The 18,613-nt window shown below is 73.8% G+C and carries 20 protein-coding genes; 8 read left to right on the top strand and 12 right to left on the bottom strand.

The features are described from left to right. Window positions 1-6 precede the first annotated feature (6 nt). Window positions 7-834, top strand: a complete 828-nt coding sequence (locus SRB5_RS15120) for an SAM-dependent methyltransferase (RefSeq protein WP_153452481.1) — start codon at window positions 7-9, stop codon at window positions 832-834. A 4-nt stretch (window positions 835-838) separates the two neighbouring features. Here SRB5_RS15120 and SRB5_RS15115 read toward each other — a convergent pair whose 3' ends face one another. The 12 genes from SRB5_RS15115 to SRB5_RS15060 form a co-directional block, all read right to left on the bottom strand. Beyond that, window positions 839-1,822: an SAM-dependent methyltransferase gene (locus SRB5_RS15115; protein ID WP_153452480.1), complete on the bottom strand. Its 984-nt coding sequence runs from the start codon at window positions 1,820-1,822 to the stop codon at window positions 839-841. Between the two features lies 1 nt (window position 1,823). After that, window positions 1,824-3,797: a B12-binding domain-containing radical SAM protein gene (locus tag SRB5_RS15110; protein WP_153452479.1), complete on the bottom strand. Its 1,974-nt coding sequence runs from the start codon at window positions 3,795-3,797 to the stop codon at window positions 1,824-1,826. 2 nt (window positions 3,798-3,799) lie between these two features. Next, the gene (locus tag SRB5_RS15105) at window positions 3,800-4,678 is read right to left on the bottom strand and encodes a hypothetical protein (RefSeq protein WP_153452478.1); all 879 of its coding nucleotides are present in this window, start codon (window positions 4,676-4,678) and stop codon (window positions 3,800-3,802) included. Continuing rightward, window positions 4,663-5,532: a multinuclear non-heme iron-dependent oxidative enzyme ApyH gene (gene apyH, locus SRB5_RS15100; protein ID WP_323377937.1), complete on the bottom strand. Its 870-nt coding sequence runs from the start codon at window positions 5,530-5,532 to the stop codon at window positions 4,663-4,665. The genes SRB5_RS15105 and apyH overlap by 16 nt, the downstream gene beginning before the upstream one ends. Before the next feature lie 41 nt (window positions 5,533-5,573). Then, on the bottom strand, window positions 5,574-5,768 hold the full coding sequence (locus tag SRB5_RS15095; protein WP_153452476.1) for an ApyA family aminopyruvatide-related RiPP: 195 nt from the start codon (window positions 5,766-5,768) through the stop codon (window positions 5,574-5,576). A 77-nt stretch (window positions 5,769-5,845) separates the two neighbouring features. Further along, a complete protein-coding gene (locus tag SRB5_RS15090) occupies window positions 5,846-6,814 on the bottom strand; it encodes a transketolase family protein (protein WP_153452475.1) in 969 nt (322 codons plus the stop codon). Then, window positions 6,811-7,656, bottom strand: coding sequence for a transketolase (locus SRB5_RS15085; RefSeq protein ID WP_153452474.1), 846 nt, complete (start codon window positions 7,654-7,656; stop codon window positions 6,811-6,813). The genes SRB5_RS15090 and SRB5_RS15085 overlap by 4 nt, the downstream gene beginning before the upstream one ends. Next, a complete protein-coding gene (locus tag SRB5_RS15080) occupies window positions 7,653-8,759 on the bottom strand; it encodes a M20/M25/M40 family metallo-hydrolase (RefSeq protein WP_153452473.1) in 1,107 nt (368 codons plus the stop codon). Before SRB5_RS15080 ends, SRB5_RS15085 begins: the two co-directional genes overlap by 4 nt. Continuing rightward, window positions 8,756-9,598, bottom strand: a complete 843-nt coding sequence (locus SRB5_RS15075; protein ID WP_153452472.1) for a [LysW]-aminoadipate kinase — start codon at window positions 9,596-9,598, stop codon at window positions 8,756-8,758. Before SRB5_RS15075 ends, SRB5_RS15080 begins: the two co-directional genes overlap by 4 nt. A 27-nt stretch (window positions 9,599-9,625) precedes the next feature. Then, window positions 9,626-10,660: an N-acetyl-gamma-glutamyl-phosphate reductase gene (gene argC, locus SRB5_RS15070; RefSeq protein WP_323377936.1), complete on the bottom strand. Its 1,035-nt coding sequence runs from the start codon at window positions 10,658-10,660 to the stop codon at window positions 9,626-9,628. Continuing rightward, on the bottom strand, window positions 10,648-11,535 hold the full coding sequence (lysX, locus tag SRB5_RS15065; protein ID WP_323377935.1) for a lysine biosynthesis protein LysX: 888 nt from the start codon (window positions 11,533-11,535) through the stop codon (window positions 10,648-10,650). The genes argC and lysX overlap by 13 nt, the downstream gene beginning before the upstream one ends. After that, the gene (locus SRB5_RS15060) at window positions 11,532-11,696 is read right to left on the bottom strand and encodes a lysine biosynthesis protein LysW (RefSeq protein WP_153452471.1); all 165 of its coding nucleotides are present in this window, start codon (window positions 11,694-11,696) and stop codon (window positions 11,532-11,534) included. The genes lysX and SRB5_RS15060 overlap by 4 nt, the downstream gene beginning before the upstream one ends. Before the next feature lie 290 nt (window positions 11,697-11,986). Between SRB5_RS15060 and SRB5_RS15055 the strand changes: the two genes are divergently transcribed. From SRB5_RS15055 to SRB5_RS15025, 7 genes are read left to right on the top strand one after another with little or no spacing between them, the layout of a single operon-like run. Continuing rightward, window positions 11,987-12,721 (top strand): sulfotransferase-like domain-containing protein, encoded by a 735-nt coding sequence (locus tag SRB5_RS15055; RefSeq protein WP_323377934.1) that lies wholly within the window; start codon window positions 11,987-11,989, stop codon window positions 12,719-12,721. A 2-nt stretch (window positions 12,722-12,723) separates the two neighbouring features. Next, complete coding sequence (gene cysC, locus SRB5_RS15050; protein WP_153452470.1) at window positions 12,724-13,287, top strand: adenylyl-sulfate kinase; 564 nt, start codon at window positions 12,724-12,726, stop codon at window positions 13,285-13,287. Beyond that, window positions 13,284-14,216 carry a sulfate adenylyltransferase subunit CysD gene (gene cysD, locus SRB5_RS15045; RefSeq protein WP_153452469.1) on the top strand — a complete coding sequence of 311 codons (933 nt, stop codon included), beginning with the start codon at window positions 13,284-13,286 and terminating at the stop codon, window positions 14,214-14,216. The genes cysC and cysD overlap by 4 nt, the downstream gene beginning before the upstream one ends. Further along, the gene (locus tag SRB5_RS15040) at window positions 14,216-15,487 is read left to right on the top strand and encodes a sulfate adenylyltransferase subunit 1 (RefSeq protein ID WP_153452468.1); all 1,272 of its coding nucleotides are present in this window, start codon (window positions 14,216-14,218) and stop codon (window positions 15,485-15,487) included. The genes cysD and SRB5_RS15040 overlap by 1 nt, the downstream gene beginning before the upstream one ends. Before the next feature lie 9 nt (window positions 15,488-15,496). Next, window positions 15,497-16,285 carry a thioesterase II family protein gene (locus tag SRB5_RS15035; RefSeq protein WP_153452467.1) on the top strand — a complete coding sequence of 263 codons (789 nt, stop codon included), beginning with the start codon at window positions 15,497-15,499 and terminating at the stop codon, window positions 16,283-16,285. After that, window positions 16,263-17,402 (top strand): acyl-CoA dehydrogenase family protein, encoded by a 1,140-nt coding sequence (locus SRB5_RS15030; RefSeq protein ID WP_153452466.1) that lies wholly within the window; start codon window positions 16,263-16,265, stop codon window positions 17,400-17,402. The genes SRB5_RS15035 and SRB5_RS15030 overlap by 23 nt, the downstream gene beginning before the upstream one ends. Window positions 17,403-17,427: 25 nt before the next feature. Beyond that, the gene (locus tag SRB5_RS15025) at window positions 17,428-18,531 is read left to right on the top strand and encodes an acyl-CoA dehydrogenase family protein (protein WP_153452465.1); all 1,104 of its coding nucleotides are present in this window, start codon (window positions 17,428-17,430) and stop codon (window positions 18,529-18,531) included. The last annotated feature ends 82 nt before the right edge of the window (window positions 18,532-18,613 follow it).

Raw genomic sequence — 18,613 nt, 5'->3', positions numbered from 1 at the left:
CCGGTCATGAGCGACCAGACAACCAACCGGTTCGACCGGATCAACCCCCACGTTCCCCACATCGCACGGGTGTGGAACTACTGGCTGGGCGGCAAGGACAACTACGAGGCCGACCGCCAGGTCGGCGACCGGGTCATGCAGGTGTTCCCGCAGATCACGGACATCGCCCGGACCGACCGCGCCTTCCTGGGCCGCGCGGTGCGCCACCTGGTCGAGGACGCGGGGATCCGGCAGTTCCTGGACATCGGCACCGGCCTGCCCACCGCCAACAACACCCACGAGGTCGCCCAGTCCCTCGCGCCCGAGTCGCGGATCGTCTACGTCGACAACGACACCCTCGTCCTGACGCACGCCCGCGCCCTGCTGGCCTCCAGCCCCGAGGGCGCCACCGACTACCTCGAGGCCGACGCCCGCGACCCGCAGAAGATCCTGGCCGCGGCGAAGCGCACCCTCGACTTCGACCGCCCCGTGGCGATCATGCTGCTGGGCGTCCTGCACTACATCCCGGACTACGAGCGGACGCTCGAGGTCGTGCACGAGCTGCTGGAGGCCGTGCCGTCGGGCAGCTATCTGACGATCACCCACGCCACGTTCGACACCACGCTGGGCAGCCAGGAGGGCGTCGAGAAGAACGCCGAGGCCACCGAGTACTGGAACAAGAACGCGCCGATGCCCATCGCGCACCGCTCCAAGGGCCGGATCATGGCCTACTTCGAGGGCCTGGACGTCGTCGACCCGGGCGTGGTGTCCATGCCCCTGTGGCGTCCGGAGACCACCCCCTTCGGCGAGCCGCCCGCGGTCTTCGGCTACGGCGGGGTCGCCCGCAAGCCGTGATCCGTCAGAGGGCCACGACGTGGACGAACCACGTGATTCCGTCGTTGTGGCCCTCGTACGCCTTCACCAGGGCGCAGTCCGCCGCCTCGTACACGCGGCCCCAGCCGGGGAGGTCCGGGGGCGGCACGCCCTGGCCGCTGAGCACCTGGGCCAGGTCCTGGGCCAGGGTATGGCCGGGTGACTCGGCCGCGGGGCGGTCGTGGGTGAGGCGGCCGTAGTAGTCCTCGAGGAAGAGGAGACGGCCCGGGTAGCGGGCGCCGAGGCCGGTCAGTACGCGGACCGCGTCGCCGCCGTCGCCGGCGAAGAACTCGTTGAGCAGGCTTCTCCCGTGCAGTGCCCGGACCTTCCCGGGCGCGGGGAGCGCCGCCGGTTCCCGTACGTCGCCGCACGTCACCGTCAGTCGGTCCGCGAGGCCGGTCCGGCGGATACGGTCCCCGGCGACGCGCACCATGTCCGGCGAGGCGTCGGCGCCCAGGCCCCGGAACCGGGGGTCCGCCCGGGCGAGTTCGACGAGCAGGGTGGCGGCGCCGCAGCCCAGGTCCAGCAGCGACGTGACGTCCCACGCCCGCAGCACCCGGGCGATCACCGACGGGGCGGCCGGCCGCAGTCGCCCGAACGCCCGGGCCAGGGCGTCGTGATCCCGTAGCGCGGGCGCCGACGCGGGATCGCGCAGGACGTCCTCGAGCCGGGTGGCGGCGGGGCCGTAGGCGCCCAGGAACTTGTCCAGCTGGAAGGCGACCAGCCGGTACGGGCGGCACTGCGGGGCGAGGCGGTGGCCGGGGCCCTCGCGGACCAGCAGGCCGGTGGTCCGGCGGACGTAGTCCAGCACCGCGCCGAGGGTCTCCTCGTCGAGGCCGAACTCCCCGGCCAGACGGGAGGTTTCCACGGTCTCCTCGAGCCGGGCGAGTACCCCGAGCCGGTGCAGTGCCCATACGGACTGCGAGCCGTAGAAGCCCTCGACCACCCCCATGACGGCCTGTGCCGGCATGTCAGACCCCGGCCGGCACGGGGGCTTCCCCGTGCTCGAGGACGCCCAGGTCGAGCAGCCGGCCGAGGAACGCGTCGAGCGAGTCGCTCTCGTCGTCCGTGACGCCGATGTGCCGGGCGATGTCCGGTCTGCTCCGCGGCACCTCCAGGAAGGCCAGCAGCTCCACGGAGCCGGCGCTGAGGGCGAGATTGCGTACGGTGAGTTCCCGGTCGCCCGGCAGCAGCAGACAGTGGCCGCGCCGGGTGCGCAGCTCCTCGGGGATCCGCGCGGTCTCCGGCGCCGGGGCCTCGCCCAGCACGCGGAGGATCTCGGGGCAGGCGTGGATGTCCCGCAGCACGGCGGCGCCGGACGACAGCCGCAGGGGCCGCCGCCGGTCGGCGGTGTCCGGCCGCGGCCGCTGCGCCGGGCCGCCGCACGCCGTCCCCGCCGGGTCGGTCGCCGCGAGCAGATAGCGGACCAGGGACACCAGGTAGTCGTCGGCGCCCCAGCGGTCCGTCAGGCAGTCCCGCAGCAGCCGCGCGGGGTCGGCGTCGGCGTGCGCGTCCGGGCGGGACAGCACGGCCTCGGTGAAGGCGCTCAGGCTGTCGTCGTACCGGGCGAGCAGATGACGCTGTACGTCGCGGCTGAGCCGGCACAGGGTCTGGTACAGGGCGGTGACCAGGACGTGCCGCGGGCGGGGGAGGACACCCTCGTAGTAGTGGTGGTTGACGAAGATCTCGGGATCGGCGGCTGTGATGTCCGCGTCGTCCGCCTCGAGGGCGGGGAGGTTGAAGTCCGTGACCCGGCCGTCGTAGCCGAGGCGGTCGCGGAACTCGCCGAGCAGCTCGGTGCCGGGCTCCGGGGTCAGCAGATGCAGCTGGGTCGTCACCGTGCCGGCGAACCGGCGCCAGGTGCTGCCGATGAGGTCCAGGGTCATCCGCTGGTCCCCGGCGGTCTCCTGGGGGTAGCCGGTGATGAACGAGGCGGTCGCCGCCATGCCGGCCCGGCGGGTCGCCTCCAGCGTCGGCTCGTACAGCGCGAGGTCGAGGCGCTTGGACACCACCTTCTGCATCCGCGGTGACCCGGTCTCGACGCCGTAGTAGAGGGAACGGCAGCCGGCCTTCGCCATGGCGTCCAGGAGATCGGCGTCGACGCAGTCCATCCGGGCGGAGCAGGTCCACGTGTAGCCGCGCGGCGCCACCGCCTCGCAGAACTCCCTGACCTTCGCCTTGTTGACCGTGAACAGGTCGTGGGTCAGGGCGAACCGGCGCGTCCCGTAGGTCTCGTGCAGCCGGTCCAGGTCGGCGCAGAGCCGGTCCGCCGACTTCAGCCGGTAGCGGCGGCCGAAGAAGCCGGCGGTCGAGCAGAAGGTGCAGGCGAACGGGCAGCCGCGGCCGGCCTCGACGCGGATCATCTCCTGCCCCGTCGGGGGACAGCTGTCGTACGCCGCCGGGGGCAGCGTGTCGAGGTCGGCGACCAGCGGGGCGTCGCCGGTGCGCCGGATGCCGTGCGCGTCGCGGTACGTGATGCCGCGCAGCGCGGAGAACCGCCGGGATTCCAGCGCCTCGAGCAGCGGCGGCAGGGTCAGCTCCGCCTCGCCCCGCACGACGAGGTCGAACTGCGGATAGCGCTCCAGGACGGGGACGTCCAGGATGCTGGCGTGCGGGCCGCCCAGCAGCACGGGCAGCTCGGGGCTGCGGCGCCTGAGATGCGCCGCGATCTTCGTGGTGGCCATGAAGTTGCAGCCCAGGCTCGTCAGGCCCACCACGTCCGGCCGGGTGGCCAGGACCAGTTCGGCGATGCTCTCGTACAGCGACGCGTCCAGCGCCAGCCGCCCCGAGTGGACCTCGAGCTTGGGGTCGACGAGCGTCCCGTGATGACCGCCCTGACGCAGGACGGCGAGCAGGGAGATGAGCCCGAGATGCGGCTGGAGGTCGAAGTGGTAGCCGTCCGCCCGCTGTTCGAGGAGGAGGTTGTCGATGAAGGTGACCCGCATGTCTACCCCAGTGCCGCGGAATTGTCGGTCAGTTGTACGAGCCCTCGCTCCACCGCCGTGTCGAGCACCCGGGCCAGCTCACGGCGGCCGGCCTCGGGCAGCGTGGCCCGGGCCCCGTCCAGCACCTCGTGCACCGACCGCCGGCCGTCGACGGCGGCCAGGACCGAGGCCACCGGCGGGTCGACGGTCAGCACGGACACCGTTCCCGGGTCCACGCGCCCCCAGTAGCACAGGCAGACGGCGTCCGGTGCCAGGCCCGGCAGCTCCCGCCCGCCGTCGCGCAGCCGGGCCGCCACGTCCCGGGGGTCGTGGTCCAGCGCCGCGACGCGGAGCACGTCGCGGGCGACCACCACCCGGGGGTCGCGCCCGCCGGCGCGGACGGGGCCCGGGGCGGGCCGGCCGGGGGCCGGGACGCGGCCGTCGGCGATGCTCCGCGTCACCTCCTGGTGCAGGCGCTCATGGGTGAGGACGGCCAGCAGGCCCGGGTGGCGGGGGCGGGCCGGGTCGCGGAGCCGGCCGGTGAGGAAGTCCAGGAAGGCGGCGGTCCTCGCCGCACGGGACGGCTTGCCCGCGCGCGCCAGCTCCAGCTGGTGGGGGCGGTAGTCGGCGAAGGTGGTGAGCTCGGCCCCGTAGTACCTGAGCAGTGCGCGGGTGAGGGGGAAGTCGTCCCACAGGTCGTTGTGCTGGACCTTGGCGACGAAGCCCGCGAAGAGCCGTACGCGCTCGGCGTCGAGTCCGGCCAGCGCGGTCCGGGCCTCGGCGCCGACCTCGAGGGCCGCCAGCTCCTCCTGCGGAGCGCGGGCGAAGCGCTCCAGGTATCCGGGGTCGAGGAGGCAGCGGGCCACCAGGGAACGGGCGGCCGGGTTCAGGGTGTCCGGCATGCGCCGACCACCTCCCTCACGCGGGCGATCTCCTCCCGCAGCACGCTCTCGGGGAAGCGCGAGGACCAGTTGTACTCCAGGGTCACCGCGCGGACCGGAGCGCGGTCCAGGACCGTCGCGAGGAGGTCCAGCTCGATCTGCGGCGCACGGCTCGCGTGATGGTCCCAGCAGCCGCCGGCGTCGGTGTCGACGCCCGAGACGTGCACCTCCACCACCTGCTCCAGGGGAAACCGGTCCAGCTCGGACTCGGGGTCCTTTCCCGTGTTCTGGGAGGTGATGTAGAAATGCGCGAGATCCAGCAGCAGCCGGGCCTGGGACCGCGCGCATACTTCCGAGATGAATTCGACCTGGCTCATGGTGGAGCCGGGCATCGGGAAGTAAATGGGCGGGTTCTCGAGGATGAGAGGGACACTGAACGCTGCCGCGGCGTGCTCCAGCGACCGGGCGACCGATTCGACGGTCGCGGCGTTCATGGGGGGACTGACCGTGTATCCGATGTTCCAGGGCTCGCCCGGCGCGTACGGATCGGCGGACCGGCCGGAATTCTCCCGCTCGGCCGTGATGAAGGACAGATGTTCCCCGAGCCACGGGGTCCCGGTCCGGCCGATCCATTCCGCCACACTGCCGAGGACCGCCGGCGCCGGTGGGACGGAGCCGGCGACGGAGAGGCTCGCGCAGTGCAGGACCACGGGGGTCGTGCCGACTCGTGCCGCGACCGCCGGGTCGTGTCGCAGGAGTTCGAAGGGAACCTCCACGTAGTCCACCGAGCCGGGATTCCGCCGGATGTAGTCCGGAGTGGTCTTGCTGTAGGCGACCCCGACCGCGGGACCGGCCGATGTGGGAAAGCGCCGCACCGTTCCTGCCCTGTTCTTTCCGGGATGGTTTCCGCGGCGGTTCAGTCGACGATCACGCCTTCCTTCCCGAGCTCCTGGATCTCGGTCAGATTGGTCACGGACACCGACTCGAAGGAAATCTCGAGCTTTCCCGACCGCTCGAGGCAGGCGCGGGCCTTCTCGCGGTGTTCTGGGGTCAGCGAGAACACCATGGACGACGGAGTGATGACGACCTGGGCTTTTTCGTGTGCGTTCATGGGCTCATTCTCCGCCGGGATCCGCTCCCGGTGTCAAGCGAGACTCGCCCGAATGATCCCGCCGGGGCCGTTCAACTCTATTTGAATTGTCTACGAGATGGGGAATTCCGGCTCGCTTCCACGATCGCCTCCGCGGTGATTCCGTTGCGCAGCAGCAGATGACGCTGACCGCCGTGGCCCGCGGCGAAGTGGTCGGGCACCGCGATCCGTGAGACGCGGCAGGGCACGCCCTCCCCGGTCACCGTCTCGGCCACCGCCGAGCCCAGTCCGCCCACCGCCCAGTGCTCCTCGACGGTGACGAGGTGCCCGGTGGCGGCTGCCGCCGCGCAAACGGCCTCCGTGTCCAGGGGCTTGACGGTGTGCATGTTCAGCACGCCCGCCCCGACACCCTCGGTGGCCAGCGTGTCGGCGGCCTCCAGCGCGGCCAGCACCGGATACGGCCCGGTGGCGATCAGCGTGACGTCGCCGCCCTCCCGCAGCCGCTGGGCCTCGCCGATCCGCAGCGGGGGCAGGTCCGCCGGCAGGTCGGGGGTGGCGCCGCGGCCCAGGCGCAGATACACCGGCCCCGGCAGGTCCACGCTGGCCCGTACCAGCTCCTCCGTCGCGGCGGCGTCGGCCGGGGCCAGCACCGTCATGTTGGGCAGCAGCCGCATCACCGCCAGGTCCTCGAGGGAGTGGTGGGTGGCGCCCAGATGCCCCGCGGACAGGCCGGAGTGGGTGGCGGCGATCCGTACCGGCAGCCCGGGGAGGGCGATGTCCAGCTTGACCGCCTCCACCGCGCGGGTCGAGGCGAAGGTGGCCATGGTGTTGACGTACGGGATGCGACCGGCGCGGGCCAGACCGGCGGCGGCGCCCATCAGGTTCTGCTCGGCGATGCCCAGATTGATGTAACGGTCCGCGTCGGCGCCCCAGTCGACCGGGGTGAACAGCCCCGTGTCGCTGTCCAGGCACACCAGCCGGTCGTCCTTGCCGAGCAGACGGGCGATCGTGTCGCGGTACACCTCGCGGCCGGCGCGCGGCGCGGGCAGGGGCTCGGGGCCGGTCATACGGGCTGCTCCGATCGCTTGGCCTGGGCGCGCAGCACCGCGGCGGCGCGCTTGTGCGCCCGTCCGGCGAGCCGCGCGAAGTGACTGCGGGCCTGGCCCTCGATGTACGGGAGGCCCTTGCCCTTGACGGTGCGGCAGATGACGGCGGTGGGCGTGCCCGGCGCGTACGGGGCGCCGCGGAACGCCTCGGCCAGCCGGGCGGTGTCGTGTCCGGGGACCTCGATCGTGTGCCAGCCGAAGGCGCGCCAGCGGTCGGCCAGCGGTTCGAGGGCGGCGCTGTCCTCGGTGGAGCCGGTGATCTGCAGCTCGTTGCGGTCGACCACGACGGTCAGCCGGTCCAGCCGGTGGGTGGCCGCCGCCATGGCCGCCTCCCACACGGAGCCCTCCTGCAGTTCGCCGTCGCCGGTGACGACGAAGCAGCGCCGGTCGCTGCCGGTGAGCTTCATGTCCAGGGCCAGCCCGACGCCGACGCAGAGCCCGTGGCCGAGGGAGCCGGTGGCCAGTTCGACGCCGGGGACGGCGGGGTTGGGGTGGGCGGTCAGGGAACTGTCGGGCCGGTTGTACGTGGCGAGCAGCTCCTCGGGGAAGAAGCCGCGTTCGGCCAGCGCCGCGTACAGGCCGATGGCGCCGTGGCCCTTGCTGAGCAGCAGCAGGTCCCGGTCCGGGGCGTCCGGGTGGGCGGGGTCCAGGTTCAGTACGCCGTGGTAGAGCGTCACCAGGATCTCGGCCATCGACATGGAGCCGCCCAGATGGCCGCCCTCGGGGTTGGCGCACATGTCGACGATCAGCTCGCGCACCCGGTGGGCGCGGGAGCGCAGTTCGGCGGCCTCGGACGGGGTCATACGGCACCACCGGGTTCGGGGGCGGACGGGGAGGGGGTGAGGCGGGGGCCCAGGTCGTGCAGGGCGCGGGTGAGGACGTCGATGCCGTGCAGATACTCGGCGACCTCGATGTGCTCGTCGTCCGCGTGGTCCAGACGGCTGTCGCCGGGGCCGTAGGTGGCCATGGGGACGGGCCATTTGACGGCCAGGGTGTTCATGTCGGAGGTGCCGGTCTTGACCTTGGCCACCGGGCGGGCGCCGAGGTCGGCGACGGCCGCGGTGAGGGCGCGTACGACGGGGTCGGAGCGGCCGGTGCGGCAGGCGGCGATCTCGTTGACCAGGCGCAGCCGGCCCTGGGGGAGCCGGGCGGTGAGGTCGTCGACCAGGCGGCGCCAGTCGTAGCCCATCGGCGTACGGATGCTGAACTCGGCCTCCGCCTCGGTGAGATCGCCGCGCAGGGAGACCAGGGTGGCGCCGGGGGTGCCGAAGCCGGCGTGGCTCGCCCCGGGGCCGAGGAGGTCGAGCAGCGACTCCCAGGCGCGGCAGACCAGTTCGGTGGCCTTGGGGGCGGGGTTGCTGGGGTGGGTGGCGGCGCAGCGTACGAGGTAGTGCAGGTCGAGCTTGCCCTTGTAGCCGAGGACGACGTTCTGCCAGCCGCTGGGTTCGCCGATGATCAGGGCGTCCGGCCGGGCGTGCGTCTCGCGGATGTGCACGGCGCCGCGGGACATGGCGGTCTCCTCCTCCACCGCGCCGACGACCACGATCCGGCCCCGGTAGCGGGCCGCCGCGGCGGCGGCGCTCACCATGGCGGCCAACGGCGCCTTGGCGTCCACGGCGCCGCGCCCGTACAGCCGGCCGGCGCTCAGGCGCACCGGGATGTCGCCGGGCACGGTGTCCAGATGGCCGAGCAGCATCACCGTCGGCCCGGGCCCGCGGTCGATGACGCCGACCGCGTTGCCGGCCGCGTCGACCGTGGCGGCGAAGCCCAGCCGGTCCATCTCGGCGGCCAGATACGCCGCCAGCCGGGCCTCCCCGTACGACGGCGACGCGATCTCCAGCATGCCGCGCAGCAGCCGCACCGCCCGGGCCGCGGCGTGTGTCTCCGTCTGCTCCAGGGACGTCATCGGCCGGCCCCGCCCACCGCTGCCGCCGCCCGCACGATCTCCGTCGCCTGCCCCGCCAGCGCCCCCCGCACCGGGTCGGACCCGCGGCCGTCGGCGACCAGCACCCGCCCCACCCCGCCGGCCAGCGCCTCGCGCGCGGCGACCAGCTTCAGCCCCATCCCGCCCCCGGTGTACGGCGGCGGCCCCTCGTCCGGGACCGGGCACACGTCCAGCACGGAGCCCTCGTCCGCCGGGTCGGCCAGCACCCCGGGCGCCCCCGTCAGCAGCACCAGCTCGGCGGCGCCCAGCGCGGCGGCGACCGCGGCGGCGGCCCGGTCGGCGTCGCAGTTCACCGGACGCCCGTCCTCGGCGAGCGCGGGCGGCGACACGACGGGCACGTATCCCGCCGTCAGCAGCCGCTCCAGCAGCCCGGCGGCCACGTCGGTGATGCGTCCGCTGTGGTCGTCGCGCACCACCGTCCGCCGTCCGTCGACCACGGCCCGGTGCGCGCTCTTGCGCCGCGCCCGCAGCAGCCCGCCGTCCAGCCCGGTCAGCCCCACCGCGGGCACGCCGGCGGCGTCCAGCGCCCGGACGAGGCGGGGCTTGGCGATGCCGGCCAGCGCGAGATGGACGGCCTCCAGGGTGGCCTCGTCGGTGTAGCGGGCGGACACCCCGTCCGGGGCGGTCAGCCGGCGGGCCGGCAGGCCGAGGCGGGCGGCCAGCGCGTCGATGTCGGCCGAACCGCCGTGCACCAGCACCACGTCACGTCCGCCGCGCCGCACCTCGGCGAGGTCCCGGCACACCGCCTGCGGATCCACGGCGCCGTGGCCACCGCACTTGACCACGAGGGTCTGTTGCATGCTCGTCCCTTGCCTGGGGTCGGATCGTCAGTTGGGGTGCAGGCCGAAGAACTCCAGCCCGGTGTCCTCCGGCCAGCCGAAGCGCACGTTCAGGCACTGCACGGCGTTGCCCGCACCGCCCTTGACCAGGTTGTCCAGGGCGCCGACCAGGGTGGCGCGGCCCCCGTCGCCGACCGCGAAGCCGACGTCGCAGTAGTTGGAGCCGGAGAGGATCTTGGGCTCCGGCAGCCGGTAGGCGCCGCGCCTGTACGCGACCAGGCGGACGAACCGCTCGCCCTCGTACGCCTTGCGGTACGCGGCCCGCACCTCGGACCCGCCCGCCCCGCCGGCCAGCCGCACCCCGCACAGCACCTGCACGCCGCGCACCGCCTCCACCCCGGTCGCGGTCATCCGCACCGGCAGCCCGGACGCCTGCGCGACCTCCGCCTCGTGGCGGTGGCCGGCGGGGGCGAACAGCCGCATGGCGCCGCTGCGTTCGGCGTGCAGATTGGCCTCGCCCGCCGACACCCCCGAGCCGCTGGAGCCGGTCCTGGCGTCCACGGTCACCTCGCCGTCGAGGAGGCCGGCGTCCGCCAGCGGCTGCACGGCCAGCATCCCGGCGGTCGCCATGCAGCCGGGCACGGAGATCCGGTCGCTCGTACGCAGCGCGTCCCGGTGCTGCTCGGGCAGTCCGGTGGTGAAGCCGCCCAGCAGCTCCGGGGCGGTGTGCGCGGTGCCGTAGTAGCGCGCGTACACCTCGGGGTCGCGCAGCCGGAAGTCGCCGGACAGGTCGATCACCGTCCGCGCCAGGTCCAGGTATCCGGCCATCGCGCCCATGGTCTTCTTGTGCGGCAGGGCGAGGAACAGCACGTCGTACGAGCCCTGCCGGTCCGCCAGTTCCCCGTGGCGCACGAACGTCAGATCCGTGCGCCCGCGCAGATTGGGGTGCGGCCCGTCCACCCGGCGCCCGGCCAGCGAGTCGGAGGTGGCCAGAGCGACGTCGACCCGGGGGTGGCCCAGCAGCAGCCGCAGCAACTCGCCGCCGATGTACCCGGCCCCGCCCGCCACCGCTACCCGGAGCACGACGCGCTCCTCGCCGCCAGCAGGTCCACGATCCGGTCGGCCACCGGCGCGTCGTCGCCCAGCGCCCGCCGGAAGCCGGAGAACTCCACGCCGTGGTTGACCTCGAGCACCATCAGCTGCCCCGCCGCGTCCTCGATGAGGTCGACCCCGGCGATGTCCGCGCCCACGCACTGGGCCGCCGTCACGGCCAGCTTGGCGATGTCGTCGGTGACCTCGCACCGCAGGGTCTCAGCACCGCGGGCCACGTTCGTACGCCAGTCGCTGCTCCGCCGGTACACCGCGCCGACGGGCTCGTCGCCGACCACGATGACGCGGATGTCCCGGTCCGGCTTGTCGACCAGCTCCTGCGCGTACACCAGATGGGAGGCGGGGGAGGGCAGCGCCGCCACGTACTCCAGCACGGTCGCCGCGGACTCGGCGTCCGGCAGCTTGGCCACCAGCCGCCCCCACGACCCGGTCAGCGGCTTGATCACCGCCGGATAGCCGATCGCCTCCAGCGCGTCGAGCGCGGCCTGCGGGGTCAGCGCGAGCGCGGTGCGCGGCGTGGGCAGCCCGGCGTCGCGCAGGGCCACGGAGGTGAGGTACTTGTCGCCGCACAGCTCGATGGCGCGGGCCGAGTTCAGCACCGTGCAGCCGGCGGCCTCCAGGGCCCGGGCGGCGTACAGGGCGCGGGTGTGGCCGATCTCCCGGTTGAGGACGACCGGCCAGCGGGCCGTGGTGTCCGCGAGGTCCCGCCACAGCGCCCGGCTGTCGACGAACTCATAGGGCATGCGCCGTCGTTCGAGCGCTTCAAGGACGCGCTTCTCGTCGGTCCGCAGCCGTGAGGCCAGGACCCCGAACGGGGCGGCATCAGCCGGGCGCGTGGCGGGGGTCACTCTCCCCAGTCCTCTTCGACCTCGGGAGCGAGTGCGACCTGCAGCGGTTCCAGCGTGAGCACTTCCAGCTCGCTGGCGCAGTCGCCGCACTCGAGTATCTCGCCCACCCTCGGCTGCTCCGTGAGGGTGGTGGAGCCCTCGCATTCCGGGCAGGTGACCATGTCGCAGTTCCCTTCCTCCGACGGCTCTGGAACGCAGGACAGTAGATCCGGCCGGGCCCCTCCCTTACGTCCACCGCGACGATGAATGCGGGCCGCCGCCGGGTCGACGAGACGGTGCCGCGTACCGGGCGGGTGTCGACGCCGGCCCCCGCCGGGTCGACGCCACGTCGACACGGCGTCGCTCTTTGCCCGTACCGGCCGTGCGCTCCTTTACACCGCCCCGCGCGCATGTCTGACTTGGCCTCCGCCGACCGGCCCGGGGGAATGCCGCGGGCCCTGGAGGGAATCCCGTGAGCGACCCCGGAACCGGACCGAGGATCCTGGCGCTGTGGAGCGCGCCCCGCAGCCGCTCCACCGCCTTCTTCCGCATGATGTGCGAGCGGGGCGACTTCCAGGTGCTGCACGAGCCGTTCTCCTACCTCGCCGAGTTCGGCAAGGTCGAGGTGGCCGGGAAGTTCGTCCACACCGAACGGGACCTGCTGGCCGCGATACGCACACAGGCCGCCGCCGGCCCGCTGTTCTTCAAGGACACCACCGACGAGCGCTACCCCGAAGCCCTCGCCGACCGGGACTTCCTCGGCGCGGACGCGATCCACACGTTCCTGATCCGCCACCCCCGGGAGACCATCGCCTCGTACCACGCGGTCAACCCCGACGTGTCCTGCCACCAGATCGGCTTCGAGGCGCAGTACGAGCTGTTCAAAGCGGTACGGGAACAGACCGGCACCTCCCCCCTGGTCATCGACGGCAACGACCTGACGGAAAAGCCCCGCGAGGTCGTCGAGGCCTACTGCGCCGCCGTCGGCATCCCCTTCGTCCCCGACGCCCTGAACTGGCGCCCCGAATCCCGCCGCGAATGGGAGCCGAGCAGCCGCTGGCACTCCGACGCGAGCGCCAGCAGCGGCTTCGCGGCCAAGGCCCGCCCCGACTACGTGGACGTCGCCCGCCACCCCGTCCTCAGCGGTCATCTGGCGCACCAGCTCCCGTTCTACGAGCGGCTCCACGCCCACCGGCTGACGGTGTGAGGATGACACCCCCGCCCACCTGCACCTGCCCGCCCGGCGCCACGCTCTGGCTCACCGGCCTCCCCAGCGCGGGCAAGTCCACCCTCGCCGAGGCCCTGGCCCAGCGGCTCGGCGAGGACGGCCGCCGCCGCACCGAGATCCTGGACGGCGACGAGGTCCGCCGCGCCCTGTCCGCCGGCCTCGGCTTCACCCGCGAGGACCGGGACACCAACGTCCGGCGCATCGGCCTGGTCGCCGAACTGCTCGCCCGCAACGGGGTCCTCGTCCTCGTCCCGGTGATCGCCCCGTACGCCGCCGCCCGCAAGGAGGTGCGCGAACGCCATCTCGCCGCCGGCGTCCCGTATCTGGAGGTGCACGTCGCCGCGCCGGTGGAGGTCTGCTCCGTACGGGACGTGAAGGGGCTGTACGCGCGCCGGGCGGCCGGTGAACTGACCGGGCTGACCGGCGTGGACGATCCGTACGAGGAGCCGGAGTCGCCCGAGCTGCGGATCGCCTCCGACCGGCGGACCGTGGCGGAGTCGGTGGCGGCGCTGCACGCGCTGCTCGAGCAGAGAGGCCTCGTATGACCACCACAGCGGCATCCTCGGTGGCCGCCGGCCGGTGCGACCTGGGTCATCTGGACGCGCTGGAGTCGGAGGCCGTGCACATCTTCCGGGAGGTGGCCGGGGAGTTCGAGAACCCGGTGCTGCTGTTCTCCGGCGGCAAGGACTCCCTGCTCATGCTGCATCTGGCGGTGAAGGCCTTCACGCCCGGCAGCGTGCCGTTCGGGCTGCTGCACGTGGACACCGGGCACAACTTCCCCGAGGTGCTGGACTTCCGCGACCGTACGGCCGAGAAGCACGGCCTCGAGCTCCATGTGGCCTCCGTACAGGAGTACATCGACAGCGGCGTCCTCACCGAGCGCGCGGACGGCACCCGCAACCCGCTGCAGACGCTGCCGCTGACCGAGAAGATCGCCGCCGGGAAGTTCGACGCCGTGTTCGGCGGCGGGCGGCGGGACGAGGAGAAGGCCCGGGCCAAGGAGCGGATCTTCTCCCTGCGCGACGAGTTCTCCCAGTGGGACCCGCGCCGCCAGCGCCCCGAGCTGTGGAACCTGTACAACGGCCGGCACGCCCCCGGCGAGCACGTCCGCGTCTTTCCGCTGTCGAACTTCACCGAGCTGGACGTCTGGCAGTACATCGCCCGCGAGCGCGTCGCGCTGCCGTCCATCTACTACGCCCACGAACGCGAGGTGTTCCACCGGGGCGGCATGTGGCTGGCGCCCGGCGACTGGGGCGGCCCGCGCGAGGGCGAGCGGGTGGAGCGCCGGCGGGTGCGCTACCGCACCGTCGGTGACATGTCCTGCACCGGCGCCGTGGACTCCGACGCCACCACCGTCGAGCAGGTCATCACCGAGATCGCCGCCTCCCGGCTGACCGAGCGCGGCGCCACCCGCGCCGACGACAAGCTGTCCGAGGCCGCCATGGAGGACCGCAAGCGCGAGGGGTACTTCTGATGACCGACGCACCGCCCGCCCTGCTCAGGTTCGCCACCGCCGGCTCCGTCGACGACGGCAAATCCACCCTGGTCGGACGGCTGCTGCACGACTCCAAGTCCGTCCTCGCCGACCAGCTGGAGGCCGTGACGCGCGCCTCACGGGGAGACCGGGGCCCCGACCTGGCGCTGCTCACCGACGGCCTGCGCGCCGAACGCGAGCAGGGCATCACGATCGACGTGGCGTACCGCTACTTCGCCACCCCCCGCCGCCGTTTCATCCTCGCCGACACCCCCGGCCACGTGCAGTACACCCGCAACATGGTCACCGGCGCCTCCACCGCCCGGCTCACCGTGATCCTGATCGACGCCCGCAACGGCGTCGTCGAACAGACCCGCCGGCACGCCGCCCTCGCCGCACTGCTGCGGGTGCCGGAGATCGTGCTCGCGGTGAACAAGATGGACCTGGTGGGCTACGAGGAGGCCGATTTCGCCGCCATCGCGGGTGAGTTCTCCGCGTACGCCGGGAAGCTCGGCATGAACCGGGTGACCGCGATCCCCGTCTCCGCCCTCGCCGGCGACAACGTGGTGGAGCCGTCGAAGAACATGGACTGGTACGGCGGCCCCACCGTGCTCGAGCATCTGGAGACGGTACGGGCCGGCGACGAGCCGTCCGACGGCGCCGCCCGCTTCCCCGTCCAGTACGTGATCCGCCCCCAGACCCCCGACCTGCCCGACTACCGGGGCTACGCCGGCCAGGTCGCCCGCGGCGCCTTCCGCGTCGGTGAGGAGGTCACCGTCCTGCCCGCCGGCCACACCGCCCGCATCACCGCCATCGACGTGCTGGGCACCGCGGCCCCCGCCGTCCGCGCCGGGCAGTCGGCCACCCTGCGCCTGGACCGCGACCTGGACGTGTCCCGCGGCGACCTGATCGCCTCCGCCGCCGCCCCCGCGCCGGTCACCCGGGACGTGACGGCGACCGTCTGCCATGTCGCCGACTCCCCGCTGACCCCCGGCCGGCGGGTCCTGGTCAAGCACACCACCCGGACCGTCCGGGCCGTCGTCGCGGAGATCCCCTCCCGCCTCGCGCTCGCCGACCTCACCGAGGACCGCGACCCCGGCAGCCTGACCGCCAACGACATCGGCCGCGTCCGGCTGCGCACCGCCGAGCCCCTGGCGCTCGACGCCTACGCCGACTCCCGGCTCACCGGCGCCTTCCTCCTCATCGACCCCGCCGACGGCACGACCCTCGCCGCCGGAATGGCCGCCGCACCCACCACCGCCCCGAGGTGATCCCCGCCCATGCCCCCCGCCCCACGCCCGCCGCGCTGGCTGCTGCGCAAACCCCAGGACGACGCCCCCGCCCGGCTGTTCTGCCTCCCGTACTCCGGGACCGGGGCGTCGATGTACCACAGGTGGCCGCAGCGGGTCGGCCCCGCCGAGGTGATCCGTATCCAGCTGCCCGGCCGGGAGAACCGGCTGCGTGAGCCGCACTACGGCACCTACGAGGAGCTCGCCGGACCGCTCACCGAGGCCCTGCTGCCGTATCTGGACCGCCCGTTCGGCTTCTTCGGCCACTGCGCCGGCGCCCTCCCCGGCTTCGCCGCCGCCCTGCACCTGTACGAGCAGGGGCTGCCCACCCCGGACGCCGTGTTCATCTCCTCCCAGGTGTCCCCGCACGACGGCCCGTACGGCCGCTTCCTCGGCCTTACCGACGACGAACTCGCCGTGGAACTGACCGCGCTGGTCCGGGCCATGGGCGGCGAGCCGCATCCCGCGCTGATCGACATGAGCCTGGGCGTGCTGCGCGGCGACGTGGAGGCCAACCGCGCCTACCACCTCGACAAGCCGGTCCGCCTCCCCGGCGCGCTGTACGCCGTCGGCTGGGACGCCGACAAGGAGATCCGCCCCGGCCAGATGACCGGGTGGGACCAGTACGCCGCCCCGGGCCGCTGCCATCTGTCCGTCCTGCCCGGCGAGCACTACGCCTTCCTCGACGCCCCCGAGGCCCTGACCTCGCTGCTCGGCGAGGCCATGCAGCGCGCGCTGGACGAACACGGGGGAGCCGATGCGGCTGACTCCGTCGCCTGAGCAGTCGCAGTACCTGCGGGCCGTACGGGAGGTCCTGGACACCGACGAGGTACGCGCGGAGACGGCCGCCGCGCGCTCGCGCCCCGGCACCGAACCGGGCCTCCTCGACGTCTACCGCAAGCTCGGCGCCCGGTCCCTCCTCGCCCCCAACTGGCCCGCCGCGTACGGCGGCCTCGGCACCGGCATGGCGGAGAAGGCCCTCCTCACCGAGGAGCTGATCGCCCGCGGCATCCCCGACATCGCGCACACCCTCACCATCGACATCGTGGGCCTGGCCGTCCTGCGGTACGGGACCGACGCCCAGCGCGCCCGGCTGCTGCCGCCGCTCGCCCGCGGCGAGGGCCTGGCGGGGGTGCTGTTCAGCGAACCGGACGCGGGCTCCGACCTGGCCGCCCTGCGCACCCGGGCGGTCCCCGACGGCGACGGCTGGCGGCTGACCGGCACCAAGGTCTACAGCGCCAAGACCCACCTCGCCGGCTTCGCCCTGTGCGCCGCCCGCACCACCCCGTCCGACGTCGGCATGCACGGCATCACCGTCTTCCTGGTGCCGCTGGACTCCCCGGGCGTCCGGGTGTCACCGCTGCGGGCGATCGGCACCGACCGGTTCAACCGGGTGGAGCTGGGCGGGATCCGGCTGACCCGGGACGACGTGCTCGGGGAGGCCGACGAGGGCTGGCAGCTGATCGGCGAGGTGCTGGGGCTGGAGCGCACCGGCGTCGAGTTCCGGGCGAAGGCCCGGTACTGGCTGGACACGGCGCTCGGCTCCCTGACCGGCGACGACGCCGCCGCGCACGCCGACCGGCTGGTCGCCCTGGACGCCGAGGTACGGGCGGCCGGCCTCCTCGCCTGGCGCTGCGTCAACGACCTCGACGCCGGAAGCCCCGACGCCCTGCACTCCGCGACGGCGAAGTACGCCGCCGGCGAGACCGCCCGCGCGGTGGCCCTGGCCGCCGCCGACCTCTGCGGCCCGGACGCCCTCCTCGCCGCCGACGACCCGGACGCCCCCGGTGACGTCCTGGAGGCCGCCGTACGCGAGGCCCCGGGCCTCACCCTGGCCTCCGGCACCTCCGAAGTCATGCTCACGCTCATCGCATCCGGGCTGGGCCTCCCGGGCTGAGCCTCCGACCGACTGGGACTCACCCATGGACACCACCCCCGCCCCCGCCCACGTCAAGATCCGCCGCGCCCTCACCGACGTACTCGACGACGAACTCGCCCCCCTCGTCCGGCGCATGGCCGACCGCTCCCCGCACGCCCCCGACGACGGCGCCGAGGTCCGCGCCATGGTCGCCCAGGCCCTCACCGGCCTCGGCATCCCCGCCCTCAACCACACCTCCGCCCCCGGCGACCTGTACGCCCTGCAGAGCCTCGCCGGGGTCTGCGAAGCCCTCGGCGAACTCCTCTACCAGGGCCCCCTGATGGACACGGTCCTGACCGCCGAGGCCCTCCGCCGCGCCGGGCGCCCCGCCGACCCGCTGCTGGACGGGATCGCCGCCGGCACCACCGTCACCGCCGCATGGCGCGACGGCGCGGCGGACCCCTGGGACCGGCCCCTGGACACCGGCGCCGACGGCCGGCTCACCGCCGAACGGCGTCACCTCGTCGGCGCCGCCGAGGCCGGGCTGCTGCTCGTCACGGGCCGCACCCCGGAGGGCGAGCCCCGTACGGCGCTGCTGGACCGGAACGCCGTGCGCCTGCGGCGCCAGTCGGACCTCGGGCGCAGCGAGCTGTACGCGGCGCGGGCGGTACGGGCCCCGGTGCGGGCCTGGATCCCGCTCGACGACGCGGGGCGCGCGGGGCTCACCGCCTCGCGGCGGATCCTCCAGGCCGCGTACCTCGTCGGCCTCGGCGCCGGAGCACTGCGGCTGGGCTGCGAACGGGCCCGGGAGCGGCGTCAGTTCGGCAAGCCCATCGCCCGGCAGCAGTCCGTCGCCTTCACCCTGGCCCGGCTCGCGGTGCGGATCGATGCCGCCCGGCTGCTGGTCCGGGCCGCCGCCTGCGAGGCCGACCTCGGGGAGGACTGCCGGCTGACCGCCGCGCAGGGGCTGGCGATGGCGGCCGAGGTCGCCGTGGCCTGCGTACGCGATGTGCTGCAGGTGCACGGCTCGTACGGGCTCACGGAGGACTGCGACGCCCAGCTGTACTACCGCCGCGCGCTGTACGAGGCCCGCGCCCTGGGCTCCCCGGCCCGGCTGCGGGCGGAGGTGCTGCCACTGCTGAGGGCGCGCACCGGGCAATCCGCCTGAGGGAGGTGTCGCCGAAGCGTGTCCGCGCCCCGCCGCCCGGACACGCCGGGCCGGGAGCCCGGGGGAGCGCAGAGGCTCCGGG

This window comes from Streptomyces smaragdinus (assembly GCF_009604385.1).
Taxonomy (GTDB): Bacteria; Actinomycetota; Actinomycetes; order Streptomycetales; family Streptomycetaceae; genus Streptomyces; species Streptomyces smaragdinus.
The sequence above is the reverse complement of the archived record's forward strand: the minus strand, read 5'-3'. Positions and strand labels throughout refer to the sequence as shown.